At 71.4% G+C, this 15878-nt stretch carries 14 protein-coding genes and 2 riboswitches; of the genes, 10 read left to right on the top strand and 4 right to left on the bottom strand.

Going from position 1 to position 15878, the window contains the following annotated elements:
* The first annotated feature begins 18 nt into the window (after positions 1-18).
* The 9 genes from ACPPVX_RS00245 (at position 19) to gcvT (ending at position 7851) form a co-directional block, all read left to right on the top strand.
* A complete protein-coding gene (locus ACPPVX_RS00245) occupies positions 19-2505 on the top strand; it encodes a sugar phosphate nucleotidyltransferase (RefSeq protein WP_426572865.1) in 2487 nt (828 codons plus the stop codon).
* Between the two features lie 82 nt (positions 2506-2587).
* The gene (gene gcvH / locus ACPPVX_RS00240; protein ID WP_426572864.1) at positions 2588-2968 is read left to right on the top strand and encodes a glycine cleavage system protein GcvH; all 381 of its coding nucleotides are present in this window, start codon (positions 2588-2590) and stop codon (positions 2966-2968) included.
* 40 nt (positions 2969-3008) lie between these two features.
* Positions 3009-3482 carry an FHA domain-containing protein gene (locus tag ACPPVX_RS00235; RefSeq protein ID WP_426572863.1) on the top strand — a complete coding sequence of 158 codons (474 nt, stop codon included), beginning with the start codon at positions 3009-3011 and terminating at the stop codon, positions 3480-3482.
* A 1-nt stretch (position 3483) separates the two neighbouring features.
* The gene (locus tag ACPPVX_RS00230) at positions 3484-4440 is read left to right on the top strand and encodes a MerR family transcriptional regulator (protein ID WP_426572862.1); all 957 of its coding nucleotides are present in this window, start codon (positions 3484-3486) and stop codon (positions 4438-4440) included.
* On the top strand, positions 4441-5025 hold the full coding sequence (locus ACPPVX_RS00225) for a phosphoribosyltransferase (protein ID WP_426572861.1): 585 nt from the start codon (positions 4441-4443) through the stop codon (positions 5023-5025). It abuts the gene before it with no gap.
* Positions 5026-5079: 54 nt separating this feature from the next.
* Entirely contained in the window at positions 5080-5583 is a 504-nt protein-coding gene (locus tag ACPPVX_RS00220; protein ID WP_426572860.1) for a bifunctional nuclease family protein, read from the top strand.
* Positions 5584-5733: 150 nt separating this feature from the next.
* Positions 5734-6222, top strand: a complete 489-nt coding sequence (locus ACPPVX_RS00215; protein WP_426572859.1) for a MerR family transcriptional regulator — start codon at positions 5734-5736, stop codon at positions 6220-6222.
* A 116-nt stretch (positions 6223-6338) separates the two neighbouring features.
* Positions 6339-6740: a hypothetical protein gene (locus ACPPVX_RS00210; RefSeq protein ID WP_426572858.1), complete on the top strand. Its 402-nt coding sequence runs from the start codon at positions 6339-6341 to the stop codon at positions 6738-6740.
* Between the two features lie 31 nt (positions 6741-6771).
* Entirely contained in the window at positions 6772-7851 is a 1080-nt protein-coding gene (gcvT, locus tag ACPPVX_RS00205; protein WP_426572857.1) for a glycine cleavage system aminomethyltransferase GcvT, read from the top strand.
* A gap of 18 nt (positions 7852-7869) precedes the next feature.
* Here the strand turns inward: gcvT and surE are convergent, their stop codons facing one another.
* Both surE and gcvP read right to left on the bottom strand, forming a co-directional pair.
* Positions 7870-8739 (bottom strand): 5'/3'-nucleotidase SurE, encoded by an 870-nt coding sequence (surE, locus tag ACPPVX_RS00200; protein WP_426572856.1) that lies wholly within the window; start codon positions 8737-8739, stop codon positions 7870-7872.
* A 75-nt stretch (positions 8740-8814) separates the two neighbouring features.
* Entirely contained in the window at positions 8815-11703 is a 2889-nt protein-coding gene (gene gcvP / locus ACPPVX_RS00195; protein WP_426572855.1) for an aminomethyl-transferring glycine dehydrogenase, read from the bottom strand.
* Positions 11704-11752: 49 nt separating this feature from the next.
* Positions 11753-11833: riboswitch (glycine riboswitch) on the bottom strand.
* Positions 11834-11837: 4 nt separating this feature from the next.
* A riboswitch (glycine riboswitch) is annotated at positions 11838-11927 on the bottom strand.
* Between the two features lie 127 nt (positions 11928-12054).
* On the opposite strand from gcvP, the gene ACPPVX_RS00190 reads away from it, so the two are divergent.
* Positions 12055-12597 carry a hypothetical protein gene (locus ACPPVX_RS00190; protein WP_426572854.1) on the top strand — a complete coding sequence of 181 codons (543 nt, stop codon included), beginning with the start codon at positions 12055-12057 and terminating at the stop codon, positions 12595-12597.
* Positions 12598-12618: 21 nt separating this feature from the next.
* On the opposite strand, the gene ACPPVX_RS00185 is transcribed toward ACPPVX_RS00190, so the two are convergent.
* Together ACPPVX_RS00185 and ACPPVX_RS00180 are read right to left on the bottom strand one after the other, a co-directional pair.
* Positions 12619-13401 carry a class II aldolase/adducin family protein gene (locus ACPPVX_RS00185; protein ID WP_426572853.1) on the bottom strand — a complete coding sequence of 261 codons (783 nt, stop codon included), beginning with the start codon at positions 13399-13401 and terminating at the stop codon, positions 12619-12621.
* Between the two features lie 19 nt (positions 13402-13420).
* Entirely contained in the window at positions 13421-15751 is a 2331-nt protein-coding gene (locus ACPPVX_RS00180) for a DUF4214 domain-containing protein (RefSeq protein WP_426572852.1), read from the bottom strand.
* Between the last annotated feature and the right edge of the window lie 127 nt (positions 15752-15878).

Below are 15878 nucleotides of genomic sequence, written 5' to 3'. Positions count from 1 at the left end.
GTCGGTAGGTTCGGACCCATGAAGGCCGTGATCATGGCGGGTGGTGAGGGCACCAGGCTCCGCCCGCTCACCTCGAACTGCCCCAAGCCCATGCTCCCGTTGGCCAACCGGCCGATGATGGAGCACATCATCGGGCTGCTCAAGCAGCACGACATCACCGAGATCGTGGTCACGGTGGCGTTCCTGGCCAACCAGATCCGCACGTACTTCGGCGATGGCTCCGAGTTCGGCGTCCGCATGGTCTACGCCACCGAGGACCAGCCCCTCGGCACCGCCGGGTCGGTGCGCAACGCCATGGAGGAGCTCGACGAGACGTTCCTGGTCATCTCCGGCGACGTCCTCACCGACATCGACCTCGGCAAGATCCTCGCCGTCCACGAGCAGAGCAGCGCCATCGCCACGATCGGCCTGGTCCACGTGCCCAACCCGCTCGAGTTCGGCATCGTCATCACCCGCGAGGACGGCTCCATCGAGCGGTTCCTCGAGAAGCCCACGTGGGGCCAGGTGTTCAGCGACACCATCAACACCGGGATCTTCGTGCTCGAGCCCGAGATCTTCGACTACATCCCCGGCGGGCGCCCGGTCGACTTCTCCAGCGAGGTCTTCCCGGCCCTGCTCGCCGACGGGAAGCCGCTCTTCGGTGCCGTCGCCGACGGCTACTGGGAGGACGTGGGCACGCTCGAGTCGTACGTGTCGGCCCACAAGGACGTCATGGACGGCCGGGTCACCGTCGACGTGCCCGGGTTCGAGTTCGGTCAGGGCATCTGGATCGGCGAGGGCGCCGAGGTCCACCCCGACGCCAAGATCGAGGGCTTCGCCATCATCGGCGAGAACAGCCGGGTCGAGGCCGGGGCCCGCCTCGGCGACTACACGGTCCTGGGCGGCAACGTCCGGGTCCGCGGCGACGCCGACCTCGAGCGCAGCGTCATCCACGACAACGCCTACCTGGCCGAGAGCGTGCGCATCCGGGGCGCGGTGGTGGGCCGCGCCAGCGACATCCGCCGCGGGGCCCGCTGCGACGACGGCTCGGTCATCGGTGACGAGTGCTTCATCGGCGACGACGCCCACGTCGGCGCCGGCGTGAAGATCTACCCGTTCAAGACCGTCGAGGCCGGCGCCACCATCAACTCCTCGATCATCTGGGAGTCCAAGGGCGCCCGCAGCCTGTTCGGCCGCGACGGCATCTCCGGGCTGGCCAACGTCGACATCAGCCCCGAGCTGGCGGCCCGGGTGGCCATGGCCTTCGCCACCACGCTGCGCAAGGACACCACGGTCATCACCTCCCGAGACTCGTCCCGGGCCGCCCGCATGCTCAAGCGGGCGTTCATGGCCGGGCTCAACGCCAGCGGCGTCAACGTGCTCGACCTCGAGGTGGCGCCGGTGCCGGTCACCCGCTTCCTCACCCGCCAGCCGCTGGCCACCGCCGGCGTCACCATCCGCCTCGTCGAGGGCGACTCCCAGTCGGTGGTCATCCGGTTCTTCGACCGAGACGGCATCGACATCACCGAGGACGCACAGCGCAAGATCGAGCGGCTCATCGGCCGGGAGGACTTCCGCCGGGTCCTGGCGGGGGAGATCGGCGACATCGGCTTCCCGCCGCGGGCCCTCGAGCAGTACACCGCCGGGCTGGGCGAGACCGTCGCCCTCGACGTGGTGCGCAAGGCCAAGTTCAAGCTGGTGATCGACTACGGCTACGGGGCCACCGCCTTCGTCATGCCCAACGTGCTGGCCAAGCTGGGCGCCGACGTGCTCGGCGTCAACCCCTACGCGTCCACCCGGCAGGCCATCACGGTCGAACGGGCCGACTCGGTCGACCAGGTCAAGGCCCTGGTGCTGGCCTCGGGCGCCCACCTCGGCGCCGTGCTCGACGCCGACGGCGAGCACCTCACCCTCATCGACGACACCGGTCAGCAGCTCACCGACGACGAGGCCCGCCTGGCGTTCGTGTCCCTGGTGGCGGGCCACCTGATCGGTGACCGCATCGCCCTGCCGGTCAACGTCAGCAGCGCCGCCGAGCAGCTCGTCGAGCCCCACGGCGTCCGCATCCAGCACACCAAGACCTCCACCGCGGCCCTCATGGCCGCCGCCAGCGAGACCGGCGTCGGGTTCGCGGCCAGCGGCGACGGCGGGTTCATCCTGCCGGGCTTCCTGCCGGCGTTCGACGGAGGTGCGGCCCTGGTCAAGCTGCTCGAGCTCCTGGCGCTGGAGGGCACGTCGCTCTCGGCGGTCCGCGAGTCGCTGCCCCGCACCCACCTCGCCCACGAGACCGTCGTGACGCCCTGGGAGCAGAAGGGCCTCGTCATGCGGACGCTGGTCGAGCTGAGCAAGGACCGCCGCCTCGAGCTCATCGACGGGGTCAAGGTCATCCACGACGACGGCTGGGTCCTCGCGCTGCCCGACCCCGAGGAGCCCGTCACCCACATCTGGGCCGAGGGGCCCGACATGCCTGCAGCCAAGGCGCTCGCCAAGGAGTACGTCCGGCGCATCCGCCAGACGCTGCGCTGACCCGGGCCCCGAACCGAACCGTGAACCTGACCCTGAGGGTTCGGGTCCCTCGCCCCGACGTGGTGGGATAGCCTCGCCAGCCATGAACGTCCCCGATGATCTGAAGTATTCGAGCGACCACGAGTGGATCCGGGCCGACGGCAATCGCATCCACATCGGCATCACCGACTACGCGCAGGACGCGCTCGGTGATGTGGTGTTCGTCCAGGTCCCGGAGCAGGGCGCGGCCGTGGCCGCCGGCGCCGGCATCAGCGAGGTCGAGTCCACCAAGTCGGTGTCCGACATCTACGCACCGGTCGCCGGCACCATCGTCGAGGTCAACGACGAGCTCGACGCCCACCCCGAGCGCCTCAACGCCGACCCGTACGGCGACGGATGGATCTGCGTCATCGAGGTCGATGATCCCGCGGCGCTCGATGCGCTGCTCGATGCCGAGGCCTATCGCAAGCTGATCGAAGGCTGACCCAGCTCCCTGGGTCAGACGGTTCGGACGGAGGGAAGCAGTGAGCGACGTGTTCTGCAGCAACTGCGGTCATGCCAACCAGGCCGGGTCCAACTTCTGCTCCTCGTGCGGGCAGCCGCTCGAGCGGGTCGACGAGGAGCCGCCCACCATCACCTTCTCCCTCGACTCCGAGAGCGGCGAGGAGCTGCACGTCGACCTCGGTTCGGTCGGCCCGGGCGGGCGCCTCGTCGTGACCCGAGGCCCCAACACGGGCGCCGAGTTCGACCTGGAGCACGTGATCACCACCGCCGGGCGCCACCCCGACAGCGACATCTTCCTCGACGACGTCACCGTGTCTCGCCGACACGTGGAGATCGAGCGCACCACCTCGGGCTCGGTGGTCCGGGACGTGGGGTCGCTCAACGGCACCTACCTCAACCAGCAGCGCATCGACGGCGATGTGCCCATCCACAACGGCGACGAGCTGCAGGTCGGGAAGTTCAAGCTCCTGTTCGTCGCCGGAGAGGCGAGCTGACATGACCGATCACCTGTCGATCGGCGAGGTGCTCTCCCTCCTCCAGGACGAGTTCCCCGACGTCACCATCTCCAAGATCCGGTTCCTCGAGAGCCAGGGGCTCATCGATCCCGAGCGCACCCCGTCGGGGTACCGCAAGTTCTACGAGTCCGACATCGACCGGCTGCGGTGGATCCTCGTGCAGCAGCGAGAGCACTTCCTCCCGCTCAAGGTCATCAAGGACCGCCTGGCCGACCCCGATGCCGGCCAGGGCGAGCTGCTGCTCTCGAACGGCACCCCGCCGCCCGAGGCGCCCCGGCCCGCAGCGTCGTCGTCCGAGCCGTCACCGTCGTCCCCGGAGGAGCCGGCCGAACCGGCGGAGCCCGCACCGGCCGCGCCGGCGGTCGCCCACGAGTCCCCGGCCCACATCGCCCAGGTCGTGGCCACCGCCGAGGCCGAGCTGGCCGCGGCGGCCGAGTCCGCGGACAGCCAGCCCATCTGGATGGTCGACCTGGCCAAGGCGTCCGCCGCCACCAAGGCCAGCGCCGCCAAGGCCGAGGCCCAGCTCCCGCTGGCGGTCGACAGCGGCCCCACCGAGGTCAGCCTCACCGCGCAGGAGCTGGCCACCGCCGCCGGCATCAGCCGCGACTCGCTGCGGGCCCTCGAGCAGTACGGCCTCATCACCGGCCGAGCGCTGGGCGACTCCGTCTTCTACGACGGCGACGCTCTGATCATCGCCAGCAAGGCGTCGGGGTTCCTCGACCGGGGCGTCGAGGCCCGGCACCTGCGCATGTACAAGGTGGCGGCCGAGCGCGAAGCCGGGTTCATGGAGCAGCTCACGATGCCGCTGCTGAAGCAGCGCAACCCGCAGGCCCGCCGAGAGGCCGTCGAGCTGGTCGAGGAGCTGTCCGCCCTGGGCCACGACCTGCGAGCGGCGCTGCTGCGGTCCAACCTCCGACGTCACCTCGACCAGGCCTAGGTGGCGGCCACACCGGTGGCCGGCCCCCAGCTCCTGGCCAGCCCCGAGGAGCTCGACCAGCACGTCCGCGAGCTGGCCGCGGCCATCAGCGCCGACCATCCCGACGGCGTCACCCTCGTGGGGGTGCTCAAGGGCTCGGTGATCTTCCTGTGCGACCTGGCGCGCCGCCTCACGGTCCCCACGCGCCTCGAGCTGCTCGCCGTCGCTCCCTACGACGGCGCCGCCGGCCGCACCCGCGTGGTGAAGGACCTCGACACCTCGGTGGAGGGGGAGCACGTCGTGCTCGTCTCGGGGATCATCGACACCGGCCTCACCGCCGACTTCTTGCTGCGCCACCTCACCGACAGCGCCCCGGCCTCGCTGCGAGTGTGCGCCCTCGCCGACAAGCGCGCCCGGCGCATCCTCCCGCTCACCATCCACTACACGGCCATCGAGGCGCCCGACGCCTTCCTCCTCGGCTACGGGCTCGACTACGCCGGCCGGTACCGCAACCTGCGCGGGCTGTGGACCGCCGACGGCGCCGCGCTGGCCGACGATCCCGACCGCTACGTGGCCCAGCTGCACCACGGCGGCGGCCCGATCTGACCGGTCACCCATCTACCGGTCGTGTCCCCTATGGACGACGGTAGGCTCGGGTCGATGGTCGAGATGGAGCTCGTCGGAGTGCGCGTGGAGATGCCCAGCAGCTCTCCCATCGCGCTCCTCAAGGAGGTGGGCGGCGCGCAGCGCGTCCTGCCGATCTTCATCGGCGCCCCCGAGGCCACCGCCATCGCCTTCGCCCTCGAAGAGGTCGTCACGGCCCGGCCGATGACCCACGACCTGATCCAGAACCTGCTCGACGATCTGGGCGTCAGCCTCGAGAAGGTCACGGTCACCGAGCTGCGCGACGGCGTCTTCCACGCCGAGCTCGAGCTCCACGCCCACGACGGCGTGCACACCGTCTCCAGCCGTCCCTCCGACGCCATCGCCCTCGCCTCCCGCACGGGCTCGCCGATCTACGCCGACGAGGCGGTGCTGGCCGAGGCCGGCTACATCGAAGAGCCCGAAGAGGACGAGGTTCCCGATGCCGAGGAGAGCGAAGAGATCGTCGAGGAGTTCCGCGACTTCATCGACTCGGTGAATCCCGAAGACTTCGCCACCTGACCCCTGGGTGCACGTGGGAGCCCAGCTGCGGCTGGACCAAAGGTCGACGTTCACCATTGACCCCGCGCGCGGGGTTCCGTAGGGTGACACCTACGTAACTTCACGCATGTGGTCCGTTCGGCCCACCTGCAACGCGGAGGCCAGGCGATCATGACCCAGAACTACAGCGGCAAGAAGGCGGCGGAGATCGTCGGGATCAGCTACCGCCAGCTCGACTACTGGGCTCGTACCGACCTCATCCGCCCGTCGGTGTGCGACGCCGCGGGCAGCGGTAGCCGCCGCCAGTACGGCTACCGGGACCTCCTCGAGCTCAAGGTCGTGAAGTCGATGCTCGACGCGGGCATCAAGCTGGAGTCGGTCCGCACCGCCTTCGAGTACCTCCGCGAGAACCTCGGCGAAGACGTCGCCTCGGCCCGGCTCGTCATCGGTGGCGGCAAGGCCATCTTGGTGCGCGACGATCACGAGCTGCTCGACGTCATCAACTCCGGCCAGTTCGTCATGACCAGCCTCCTGTCGCTCGACGGGGTCCAGCAGGAGATCGACACCGCCATCGTCGATCTGTTCCCCGGCGACGCCCCGGCCGCCGCTCCGGCTCGGCCCGCTGCCCCTGCGTCACCGCAGGCCGCCACCGGAAGCTGACGCTGATCGAACCGGTCCACCCGCCTGCGCCCGTCTCCGTCGGGCTGCCCTACGAGCGGATCTCGTTCGCCCACAACTCCGAGCGGCAGTTCGCCCGCCTGCTCGACTTCTACCGGGTGCGCTGGGACTACGAGCCCCACGAGTTCGTGCTCGAGCGCAGCGCCGACGGGTCCACCACCTGGGCCTTCGCCCCCGACTTCTACCTGCCCGATCACGGGCGGTACATCGAGGTCACCACGCTCAACCAGAAGCTGGTCACCAAGAAGCACCGCAAGCTCCGCCGCCTGCGCGAGCTCCAGCCGCTGATCGACATCACGCTGCTCTACCAGCGCGACTACCTCGAGCTGCTGGTGAAGTACGGGCTCGAACGGCCCGAGCAGCTGGCCGACGCCGGCGACGAGGTGCAGATCGCCGCCGAGCCCTTGGGCCTGCTCGGCCTGGGCACCCTGCACACCCCGCTCGACGAGCACGGTCCGATCGACGATCGCTCGGCCTGGGAGCACCCCGCAGCCGGCTGAGGCCCCGCGCCGCCCCCACTACGATCGGTGCGTGACGACCCTACGCACCTCTCCGCTCGATGCTTCCCACCGCGCCCTCGGCGCCAAGCTGGTGGAGTTCGGCGGCTGGGACATGCCCCTCTCGTACCCCTCTGGCACCCTGGCCGAGCACCGGGCGTGCCGCACCGAGGCCGTCGTGTTCGACGTGAGCCACCTGGGCACGGTCCGCATCACCGGCCCCGAGGCCTTGGGGCGCCTGCAGTTCGCCCTCACCAACGACCTCGACAAGGTCGGTCCGGGCCGGGCGCAGTACACGCACCTGCTCGACGCCGACGACGCCTCCGTGGTCGACGACATCATCGTGTGGTGGGTCGACGACGAGACGTTCGACGTCATGCCCAACGCCTCCAACACGGCCGGTGTGGTCGGGGCGCTGGGGGAGGGGGCGGTCGACGTCACCGAGACCCGCGCCATCCTGGCGCTCCAGGGCCCTGCCGCGCGGCGCCTTCTCCACGGCATCTGGCCCGAGGCCGCCGCCATCGGCCGCTTCCACGTCGCCCGCATGACGTGGAACGGGATCGACTGCGTGGTGGCCGGTACCGGCTACACCGGCGAGGACGGGCTCGAGGTGGCGGTGCCCGCCGCCGACGCACCGGCGCTGTGGGATGCCGTCCTGGCCGCCGGGTTCGCGCCCGCCGGGCTGGGGGCCCGAGACACGCTGCGCCTCGAGGCCGGGCTCCCGCTGCACGGCCACGAGCTGGGCGAGGGCATCACCACGCTCCAGGCCGGCCTGGGCTGGGTGGTCAGCTGGGACAAGGGCGACTTCTTGGGCCGGGCCCCGCTGCTGGCCGAGAAGGAGGCTGGCGTCGCGCGCCGCCTCCGGGCCCTCACGATCGAGGGCCGCCGCCCGCCGCGCGCCGATCAGGTGGTGCTGGTCGATGGGCAGCCGGCCGGCGTGGTCACCAGCGGCAACTTCTCGCCCACGCGCGGGCAGGGCATCGCCTTGGCGTTCGTCCCGCCCACCGTGGCCATCGGCGACACCGTCGCCATCGACGTGCGGGGCGAAGCCGTCCCGGCGCAGGTGGTCAAGCCCCCGTTCGTGACGGCCACCCCCGCCGAGCCCGTGGCCTGACCCCCGCCCGACGCCCCGTCAGCGAGCGATCGTCTCGCCCAGTCGGGGCCGGCGCAGGAACCGGTGCTCGCTGGCATCGGGGACCCCGTGCACCGGGTGGAGGTCGGCCCCCGGTGTGAGGCGGGCATCCACTACGGCGATCTCGGCGATCGAGAGGTCGCCATCGGGCCAGGCTTCGACCACACCCACCAACGTGGTGAGCGAGGCGTAGCCGAGGTCGAGGCAGCCCTGATCGGTGTCGGGGCCGGGACGCTCCTCGGTGGCCTCCAGCGTGAACTCGATCTGCTCCTCCGAGGCCGAGGCGACCGCGGCGCGCACGGCCCCGAACGGGGCGAGCCGGGCCCAGCGGATCCCTCCCACCTCGGCCCGGGGGCAGGCGGGGACGTTGAGGTTCAGCACCGACCGACGCGGTGCGGCGATGATGAGGTCGAGGACCTCGACGGCCACCTCGGCGGCGGTCTCCCAGTACCAGGGGGCCGAGGTGCCGGTGCTGACCGCCAGGCCGCTGCAGCCGAGGTTCTGGGCGGTGAGCGCGGCCCCCACCGTGCCCGAGTGGAGCACGGACCGGCCCGTGTTGTGCCCGGCGTTGATGCCCGACACCACCAGGTCCGGAGGGTCGCCGAACGCCCCCAGGAACGACGCCATGACCGTGAGCGCAGGCGGTCCCGCCAGCGACCACGCCTCGATGTCGGGGGCGCCGGGCACCTCGACGCGCCGGACCGCAAGGGGCTGCCGCGGATCGAAGTCGCCCAGGGCGGCACCGGCACCGCTCCAGTTGCTGTCGGGCGCGACGACCACCACCTCGTGGCCGGTGGCCGCCAGCGCCCGGGCCAGGACGTGGATCCCTTCGCTCTCGATCCCGTCGTCGTTGGTCACCTGGATGCGCATGGGCTCGACCCTACGAGCGCCACCTGACATCGAGGTGGCCTCCCGGTGGACAGCGCACGTTCGCCCCGGCCCCGCCTACTCGGCGAAGTCCTCGACGGGAGGGCAGCTGCAGATGAGGTGGCGGTCGCCGTGGGCGCCGTCGATGCGGCGGACGGGCGGGAAGTAGCGGTCACCGCGGCGGACCGTGGGGGAGGGGAACGCGCCCAGCTCCCGCTCGTAGGGGTGGGCCCACTCGGTGGTGGTCAGGCAGTTCACCGTGTGCGGGGCGTTGGCGAGCGGGTTGTCGTCGACCGGCCAGTCGCCGGCGGCCACCTTCGAGATCTCGGCGCGGATGGCGATCATGGCGTCGCAGAAGCGGTCGATCTCGCCGAGGTCCTCCGACTCGGTGGGCTCGATCATGAGCGTGCCGGGCACCGGGAAGCTCATCGTGGGGGCGTGGAAGCCGTAGTCGATGAGGCGCTTGGCCACGTCGTCGACCGACACCCCCGTGTCCTTGGTGATGCCCCGCAGGTCGACGATGCACTCGTGTGCCACCAGGCCCCCGCGGCCGGTGTACAGCACCGGGAAGTGGGGCTGGAGGCGGTGGGCGATGTAGTTGGCGTTGAGGATGGCCACCTGGGTGGCGCGGCGCAGGCCGTCGCCGCCCATCATGCGGACGTACGCCCACGGGATGGGCAGGATGCTCGCCGAGCCCCACGGGGCGCCCGAGATGGGCCCGGGGCCCGTGGCGGGTCCGGCCTCGGCGACCAGCGGGTGGTTGGGCAGGAAGGGCTTCAGGTGCTCGCCGACGGCCACGGGGCCCACGCCGGGGCCGCCGCCACCGTGGGGGATGCAGAACGTCTTGTGGAGGTTGAGGTGGCTGACGTCGGCGCCGAAGCGGCCGGGGCGGGCCAGGCCCACCATCGCGTTGAGGTTCGCGCCGTCGAGGTACACCTGACCGCCGGCGTCGTGGACCGCCGCGCAGATCTCGGTGACCGCCTCCTCGAACACGCCGTGGGTGCTCGGGTAGGTGATCATCAAGGCGGCGAGCTGGTCGCTGTGCTCGGCGATCTTGGCGCGCAGGTCGTCGAGGTCGACGTTGCCGGCGTCGTCGCACGCCACCACCACCACGCGCATGCCGGCCATCACGGCGGATGCCGCGTTGGTGCCGTGGGCCGACGACGGGATCAGGCACAGGTCTCGCTGCTGGTCGCCGCGGCTGCGGTGGTAGCCGCGGATGGCGAGCAGACCGGCCAGCTCGCCCTGGGATCCGGCGTTGGGCTGCAGGCTGACGGCCGCGTAGCCGGTGATCTCCACCAGCCACTGCTCGAGCTCGGCGATGAGCGTGCGATAGCCCTCGGACTGGGGGAGGGGAGCGAACGGGTGGATCTGCCCGAACTCGGGCCAGGTGATGGCCTCCATCTCCGCCGTGGCGTTGAGCTTCATCGTGCACGAGCCCAGCGGGATCATCGAGCGGTCGAGCGCCAGGTCGCGGTCGGCCAGCATGCGCAGGTAGCGCAGCATGGCGGTCTCGGAGCGGTGCTGGTGGAAGACCGGGTGGGTCAGGAACGGCGTGTCGCGATCGAGGCCGGCGGGGAGGGCGGAGCCGGCCGCGGCATCCAGGGCGTCGAGGTCGGCGCCCGTGACGCCGAACGCACCGAGGACGGCCTCGATGTCGGCCCGCACGGTGGTCTCATCGGTGGAGATGCCGACGGTGTCGGCATCGACCAGGCGGAGGTTCACCCCGCCCTCGAGCGCGGCAGCCACCACGTCGGCGGCCCGGCCCGGGACCACGGCGGTGACCGTGTCGAAGAAGTCGGCGTGGGCCACCTCGATGCCGGCCCCCTGGAGGCCGGCGGCCAGGACGGCGGCGAAGCGGTGGGTGCGCAGGGCGATCTCGGTGAGCCCCTCGGGCCCGTGGTACACGGCGTACATCGACGCGGTGACGGCCAGCAGCACCTGGGCGGTGCAGATGTTCGACGTGGCCTTCTCGCGCCGGATGTGCTGCTCGCGGGTCTGGAGGGCGAGCCGGTAGGCCCGGTCGCCGTCGGCATCGACGGACACGCCGACGAGCCGGCCCGGCATCGAGCGCTGCAGGCCCTCGCGCACCGCCATGTACCCCGCGTGGGGGCCGCCGAAGCCGAGCGGGACGCCGAAGCGCTGGGCCACGCCGACGACCACGTCGGCACCCAGCTCACCCGGCGAGCGCAGGACGGTCAGGGCCAGGAGGTCGGCATCGACGGCCACCACGGCGCCATGGCCGTGCGCCGCCTCGATCACCGACGACCAGTCGACGATGCGGCCCGAGGAGCCGGGGTAGGGGAGCAGCAGCCCGAACGACTCGGTGTCGGCGGGAAGGCCGGCGGAGAGGTCGGTGACCACGACGGTGAGGCCGAGCGGCTCGGCACGCGTCCGGACCACCTCGATGGTCTGCGGGTGGCAGTCGGCATCGACCAGGAACACCGCGTCGGCGCTCTTGCCCTTGGCGGCCCGCTTGGCGAGCGTCATCGCCTCGGCGGCCGCGGTGGCCTCATCGAGCAGCGAGGCGTTGGCCAGGGCCATGCCGGTGAGGTCGGCGATCATCGTCTGGAAGTTCAGGAGCGCTTCGAGGCGGCCCTGGGAGATCTCCGGCTGGTACGGCGTGTACGCCGTGTACCAGGCCGGGCTCTCGATCACGTTGCGGAGGATGACCGCGGGCGTGATGGTGGCGTGGTAGCCCAGCCCGATCATCGACGTGACCACCTCGTTGCGGTCGGCCAGGGCCCGCAGGTCGGCCAGGGCCTCCGTCTCGGAGCGAGCGGCGGGCAGGTCGAGGCCTTCGGTGCTGCGGATCGCCGTCGGCAGGGCCGCGTCGGTCAGCTCGTCGAGCGATCCGTAGCCCAGGGCGGCCAGCATCTTGGCCTGCTGGTCGGCGCCCGGACCGAGGTGGCGCGTCTCGAACGGGGCGGCCCCCTCGAGCTGGCTGAGGGTGGGCTGATCGGTCATCTGGAGGTCTCCTCGGTGGCCTTCGGGCCGCGCTGGTCTGACCTCCCCAGCTGTCTCGGGACCTGAGAGCTTCACCCGGAGACCGGGCTTTCCCCTTCGGTGAGGGGCGACGGTGCCCCTGCTTTCCAGCGTTGCCTGCGAGGACGGTCCTTGGTGCCTGAGAGATTCCGGGGAGGACTTGCTCCTTCGGCGTGCTCCGAGGAGCACTCTCCCGCCCACGCTGAACGGCAGCACCGATGGTACCAGCCGGCCCCCCGTCGGTAGCGGTCCGTCGGGCCGCCCCGATGGCGCCGCTACGATCCAGCCCACCGGTCGCCAGCAGTGGGGCCGGACCAGGGGAGGGGAGCGTCCATGCGGTCGAGCAAGAAGCTGAGCGCCCTCGCGCTGGTCGTGGCCCTGCCCCTCGCGGCCTCGGCGTGCGGTGGCGGCTCCGACGCTGCCACGCCCGCGTCGACCACCACCACCATCGCCGGGAAGGTCGACGTCAAGACCGACGACGGCAAGTCGAGCGTCGAGTACACCGACAAGGACGGCAACACCACCACCTACGGGGCCGACGCCTCGCTGCCCGAGGGCTGGCCCCAGGACCTGGCCCCGCCGGCCACGGTGCGGCTGGTCAGCTCGTCGAGCGCCGACACCGGGGGCAAGAAGCAGCTGTTCGTGACGGGGGAGTCCACGGCTCCCTTCGACCAGCTCCACGACGGCATCAAGGCGCAGCTCACGGCCGCGGGCTTCGACATCACGAACGACGTGAAGACCGGCGCCCAGGGCGGTTCGGGCGGCTTCGCCGGGGTGGAGGCGTCCGACAAGGCCTTTGCCGCCAGCATCAGCATCGCGGAGGACACCGACGCCAAGAAGGTGACGATCCTCTACACGCTCACGCCCTCGTCCTAGGCCGAGGGCCCGGCGACCGCCTCAGTCGACCGGGTCGGTGCTGCCGTACGCCGACGGCTCCTGCTCGGCGATCCAGTCGAACAGCGGCTGGGCCTGGAACAGGCCGGCCACGTGGCTGCCGTTCTCGGCCCCCGTGGCCCGGGCGACGTCGTCATCGATCAGCACCGGCTCGCCGGCGGCGCGCGCCAGCAGCTCGACCTCGCACGTGCGCTCCATCGTGACGTACCAGAAGAGGGCCTCTTCGACCGACTGCCCGACCGTGAGCAGGCCGTGGTTGCGCAAGATGGCGGCCTTGTTGCCACCGAGGGCGTGCGCCAGCCGCTTGCCCTCCTCGGGGTCGTTGACCGTGCCGGTGTAGTCGTCGAACAGGGCGTGGTCCTCGAAGAAGATCGCGCTGTCCTGGGTGATCGGCGAGAGCTCGCGGCCCAGGGTGGCGAACGCCCGCCCGAACTTGGAGTGGCTGTGGGCGGCGGCGATGACGTCGGGCCGGGCCTCGTGGATCGACGAGTGGATGGCGAAGGCGGCCCGGTTCAGCGGCCAGCTGCCCTCGACCACCTCGCCGTTGTGGTTCGCCAGGATCAGGTCGTCGACCGTGATCTGCTTGAAGCTCATCCCGAACGGGTTGACCCAGAAGAGGTCGGGGTCGCCGGGATCGCGCGCGGTGATGTGCCCGGCGACGCCTTCGTCGAAGCCCAGACGGCCGAAGATCCGGAAGGCCAGGGCCAGGCGCTGCTTGCGCCAGAGGCGCTCGTGGTCCGTGGACCGCTCGACGAAGAGGTTGCGGGGAAGCCGGGTCGACACCATGGTCCGAGTCTATGGACGATCAGGCGAGGACCCGGCTCCGGTACGCGGCCGCCGAGACGAGCGCCTCGAAGACGCCCTGGTCGCCGTCGGCGGCGTAGATCGGGAGCAGGGTGTCGACCTGGGCCTGGGTGGGGACCTTGCCGTTCATGCCACGGGCCAGCTCGACGATGGCGACGGTGCCCCGGGTCTTGCGCTCGTACTCCGACGACTCGGAGAACTGGAGCACCACCTGGCCGCGCTGCCAGCCGGAGGCCAGCTTGGCCAGGTAGAAGCTGCGGCCCGACGGGTCGGGGTCGCGGTCGAACACGTTGTTGTAGATCTTGTCGATGAACGCGGTGTCGGTCAGCGTGCTGTAGCGGCGCTTGAACTCCGAGGAGGTGGCGAAGAACTGGGAGATCGCCGCCAGGGAGGTCCCACTCCGGCGCCGGGTCGCCCAGTAGTCGAGGCCGCTCGGATCGGGCAGCCGCAGGAAGTACGCCCGGTACAGGCGCGTGGCCGGCCCGTAGGCACCGTCGAACCACGCTCCCGCCCTCAGCCCGTCGACGAACGCCGACGGGGTCGTCGTGCCGGCGTCGAGGGCCGCCACATCGAGCAGCAGCCGGCTCGCCGACGGCGCCGCGCCGGTGAAGTCGAGGTGCTGCTGCTGGACGAAGGCGGCCAGGGTCCCGAACGGGGCGATCGTGGCGGTCGATGCGGCCGACTCGGGGCTGGTCCCCACGGCGTTGGTCGCCGTCACCCGGTAGCGGACCACGGTGCCGGCCGGAGGGGCGGGGAGGGGGGTGGTGGTCGCGGTGCCCTCGTACACGGAGGCGCCGCTCGCCGGAGCGGGAGCCCCGACGTAGGCGAGCAGCGAGTAGCCGGTGACGGGGCTGCCGCCGTCGTCGGCCGGCGCGCTCCACGAGGCCGTGAGGCCCGACCCGCCGGCCGTGATGGTGGGAGTGCCGGGTGCGGTCGGGGCCTCGAGCGGCGCCACGTCGACCGCGGTGACGGTGCTGGCGCTGAGGTTGCCGTTGACGTCGAGGGATCGGACCTCCACGTACGACCGGCCGAGCTTGGTGATGGCCTTGTCGGGGGCCACGCCGATCGACGGCACCCAGTCACCGACGGTGCCATCGGGGTTGTGCACGCGAACCTCCTGGCCGCGAAGGCCACCAGCATCGGTGCCGCTGAAGCGAACCGTGGCCGTCAGGCGATGCACGCCGCTCGGGGTTCCCGAGGGCAGCACGCTGGCGCCGGCCGTCGGGTACGTGGTGTCGGTCCAGTTCCGGCCCGCCACCGTCGCGGCGTCGGCGATCTTGCCCTGGCCCTGCTTCGACGGGTGGAAGTGGTCGCCGCAGCCGCCGCCCACGAGGCCCGGGAGGGGGCAGAAGCTCGCCGTGTTGCGGCTGATGTCGAGATCGGTGAAGGCCCACTGGGCCTGGGGGAGCAGGGGCCCGTCGGGCGGCGAGACCCGGTTCGACGTCAGGTCGAACAGGTGGTTGCCGTCGAAGCGGCAGCGCAGGACCTTGCCGCACTCCTCGGCGAGGACGCCGTTGTAGGCCTCGTCCCGGGTGCGGACATCCTGGCGGCGCGTGATGTCGGCGGCGGCGTAGCTGTCGGGGTTGTGGAGCAGCGACTGGCAGGGGAACTTCACGCCGAGCCCGGTGAGCCCGTCCCAGTAGAAGCGGGCCCCGTTGATGCCCGAGGCCTGATCGCTCTCGTTCTCGGGGTGGTACGTCGCGTTCTTCACCGCGCCGCGGATGTACCAGAGGTTGTAGATGTCGGGAACGCTCATCACCTGGATGAGGGCGTTGGGTGCCTTGGCGTGCACCGCGGCCAAGCCCGCCTGGAACTGCGTCCGGTAGGTCTCGATCGACGTCATGTCGGCGACGGTGTCGCGGCAGAGGTCGTTGCCGCCGAACTCCACCAGGACGAGCCCGGCATCGGCCGGCAAGGCCGCCACGTCACCGCTTCCACCGGACTTCCCGTTCTGGATCTGCGGGGCGAAGTCCGACATCTTGTCGCCGTTGGTCGAGTAGTTGTACCGCTTGGTGGTCGGGACGTTGAGCCGGGCCGCCACGCTGTTGACCTCCCAGCCGGTGGCCCAGGAGTTCTTCGGGTTCTCGGCCGACAGGGCCCCGGTGCCGGTGGACTGGGTGATCGAGTCGCCGACCGCGGCCACGCTCGTCGGCTTGCCCGGGCGCGGCGCCGTGGGGGTGGGTGCCGCCAGCGGTGCGGGCGCGGGCGGCGCGCTCGGAGCCGACGGCGCGGCGCCGGCGGGAGCCGATGCGGCCAGGGCCGGGATGCCGAGCATCCCGATCGTGGCCGCAGCCAGCAGGACGGTACGGCGCGTGGCGCGTCCAAGGATCATGTTCGAGCTCCCCCTCGTTCCCCACCCGTCGGCGTCAGCCGACGGACCCGGCGACAGTAACGCGCGGCGGCCACCGCCGAACGCCTTCGTGGATCGCGCGCAGACCATCACCGTCGGCACCTGTCCA

The sequence above is a fragment of the Aquihabitans sp. McL0605 genome, from assembly GCF_049993875.1.
Taxonomy (GTDB): domain Bacteria; phylum Actinomycetota; class Acidimicrobiia; order Acidimicrobiales; family Iamiaceae; genus Aquihabitans.
The sequence above is the reverse complement of the archived record's forward strand: the minus strand, read 5'-3'. Positions and strand labels throughout refer to the sequence as shown.

Coding starts and splice junctions, on each gene's coding strand:
- ACPPVX_RS00245 (WP_426572865.1), top strand. CDS start 19: ATGAAGGCCGTGATCATGGCGGGTGGTGAGGGCACCAGGCTCCGCCCG.
- gcvH (WP_426572864.1), top strand. CDS start 2,588: ATGAACGTCCCCGATGATCTGAAGTATTCGAGCGACCACGAGTGGATC.
- ACPPVX_RS00230 (WP_426572862.1), top strand. CDS start 3,484: ATGACCGATCACCTGTCGATCGGCGAGGTGCTCTCCCTCCTCCAGGAC.
- ACPPVX_RS00220 (WP_426572860.1), top strand. CDS start 5,080: ATGGTCGAGATGGAGCTCGTCGGAGTGCGCGTGGAGATGCCCAGCAGC.
- ACPPVX_RS00215 (WP_426572859.1), top strand. CDS start 5,734: ATGACCCAGAACTACAGCGGCAAGAAGGCGGCGGAGATCGTCGGGATC.
- surE (WP_426572856.1), bottom strand. CDS start 8,739: ATGCGCATCCAGGTGACCAACGACGACGGGATCGAGAGCGAAGGGATC.
- gcvP (WP_426572855.1), bottom strand. CDS start 11,703: ATGACCGATCAGCCCACCCTCAGCCAGCTCGAGGGGGCCGCCCCGTTC.
- ACPPVX_RS00190 (WP_426572854.1), top strand. CDS start 12,055: ATGCGGTCGAGCAAGAAGCTGAGCGCCCTCGCGCTGGTCGTGGCCCTG.
- ACPPVX_RS00185 (WP_426572853.1), bottom strand. CDS start 13,401: ATGGTGTCGACCCGGCTTCCCCGCAACCTCTTCGTCGAGCGGTCCACG.
- ACPPVX_RS00180 (WP_426572852.1), bottom strand. CDS start 15,751: ATGATCCTTGGACGCGCCACGCGCCGTACCGTCCTGCTGGCTGCGGCC.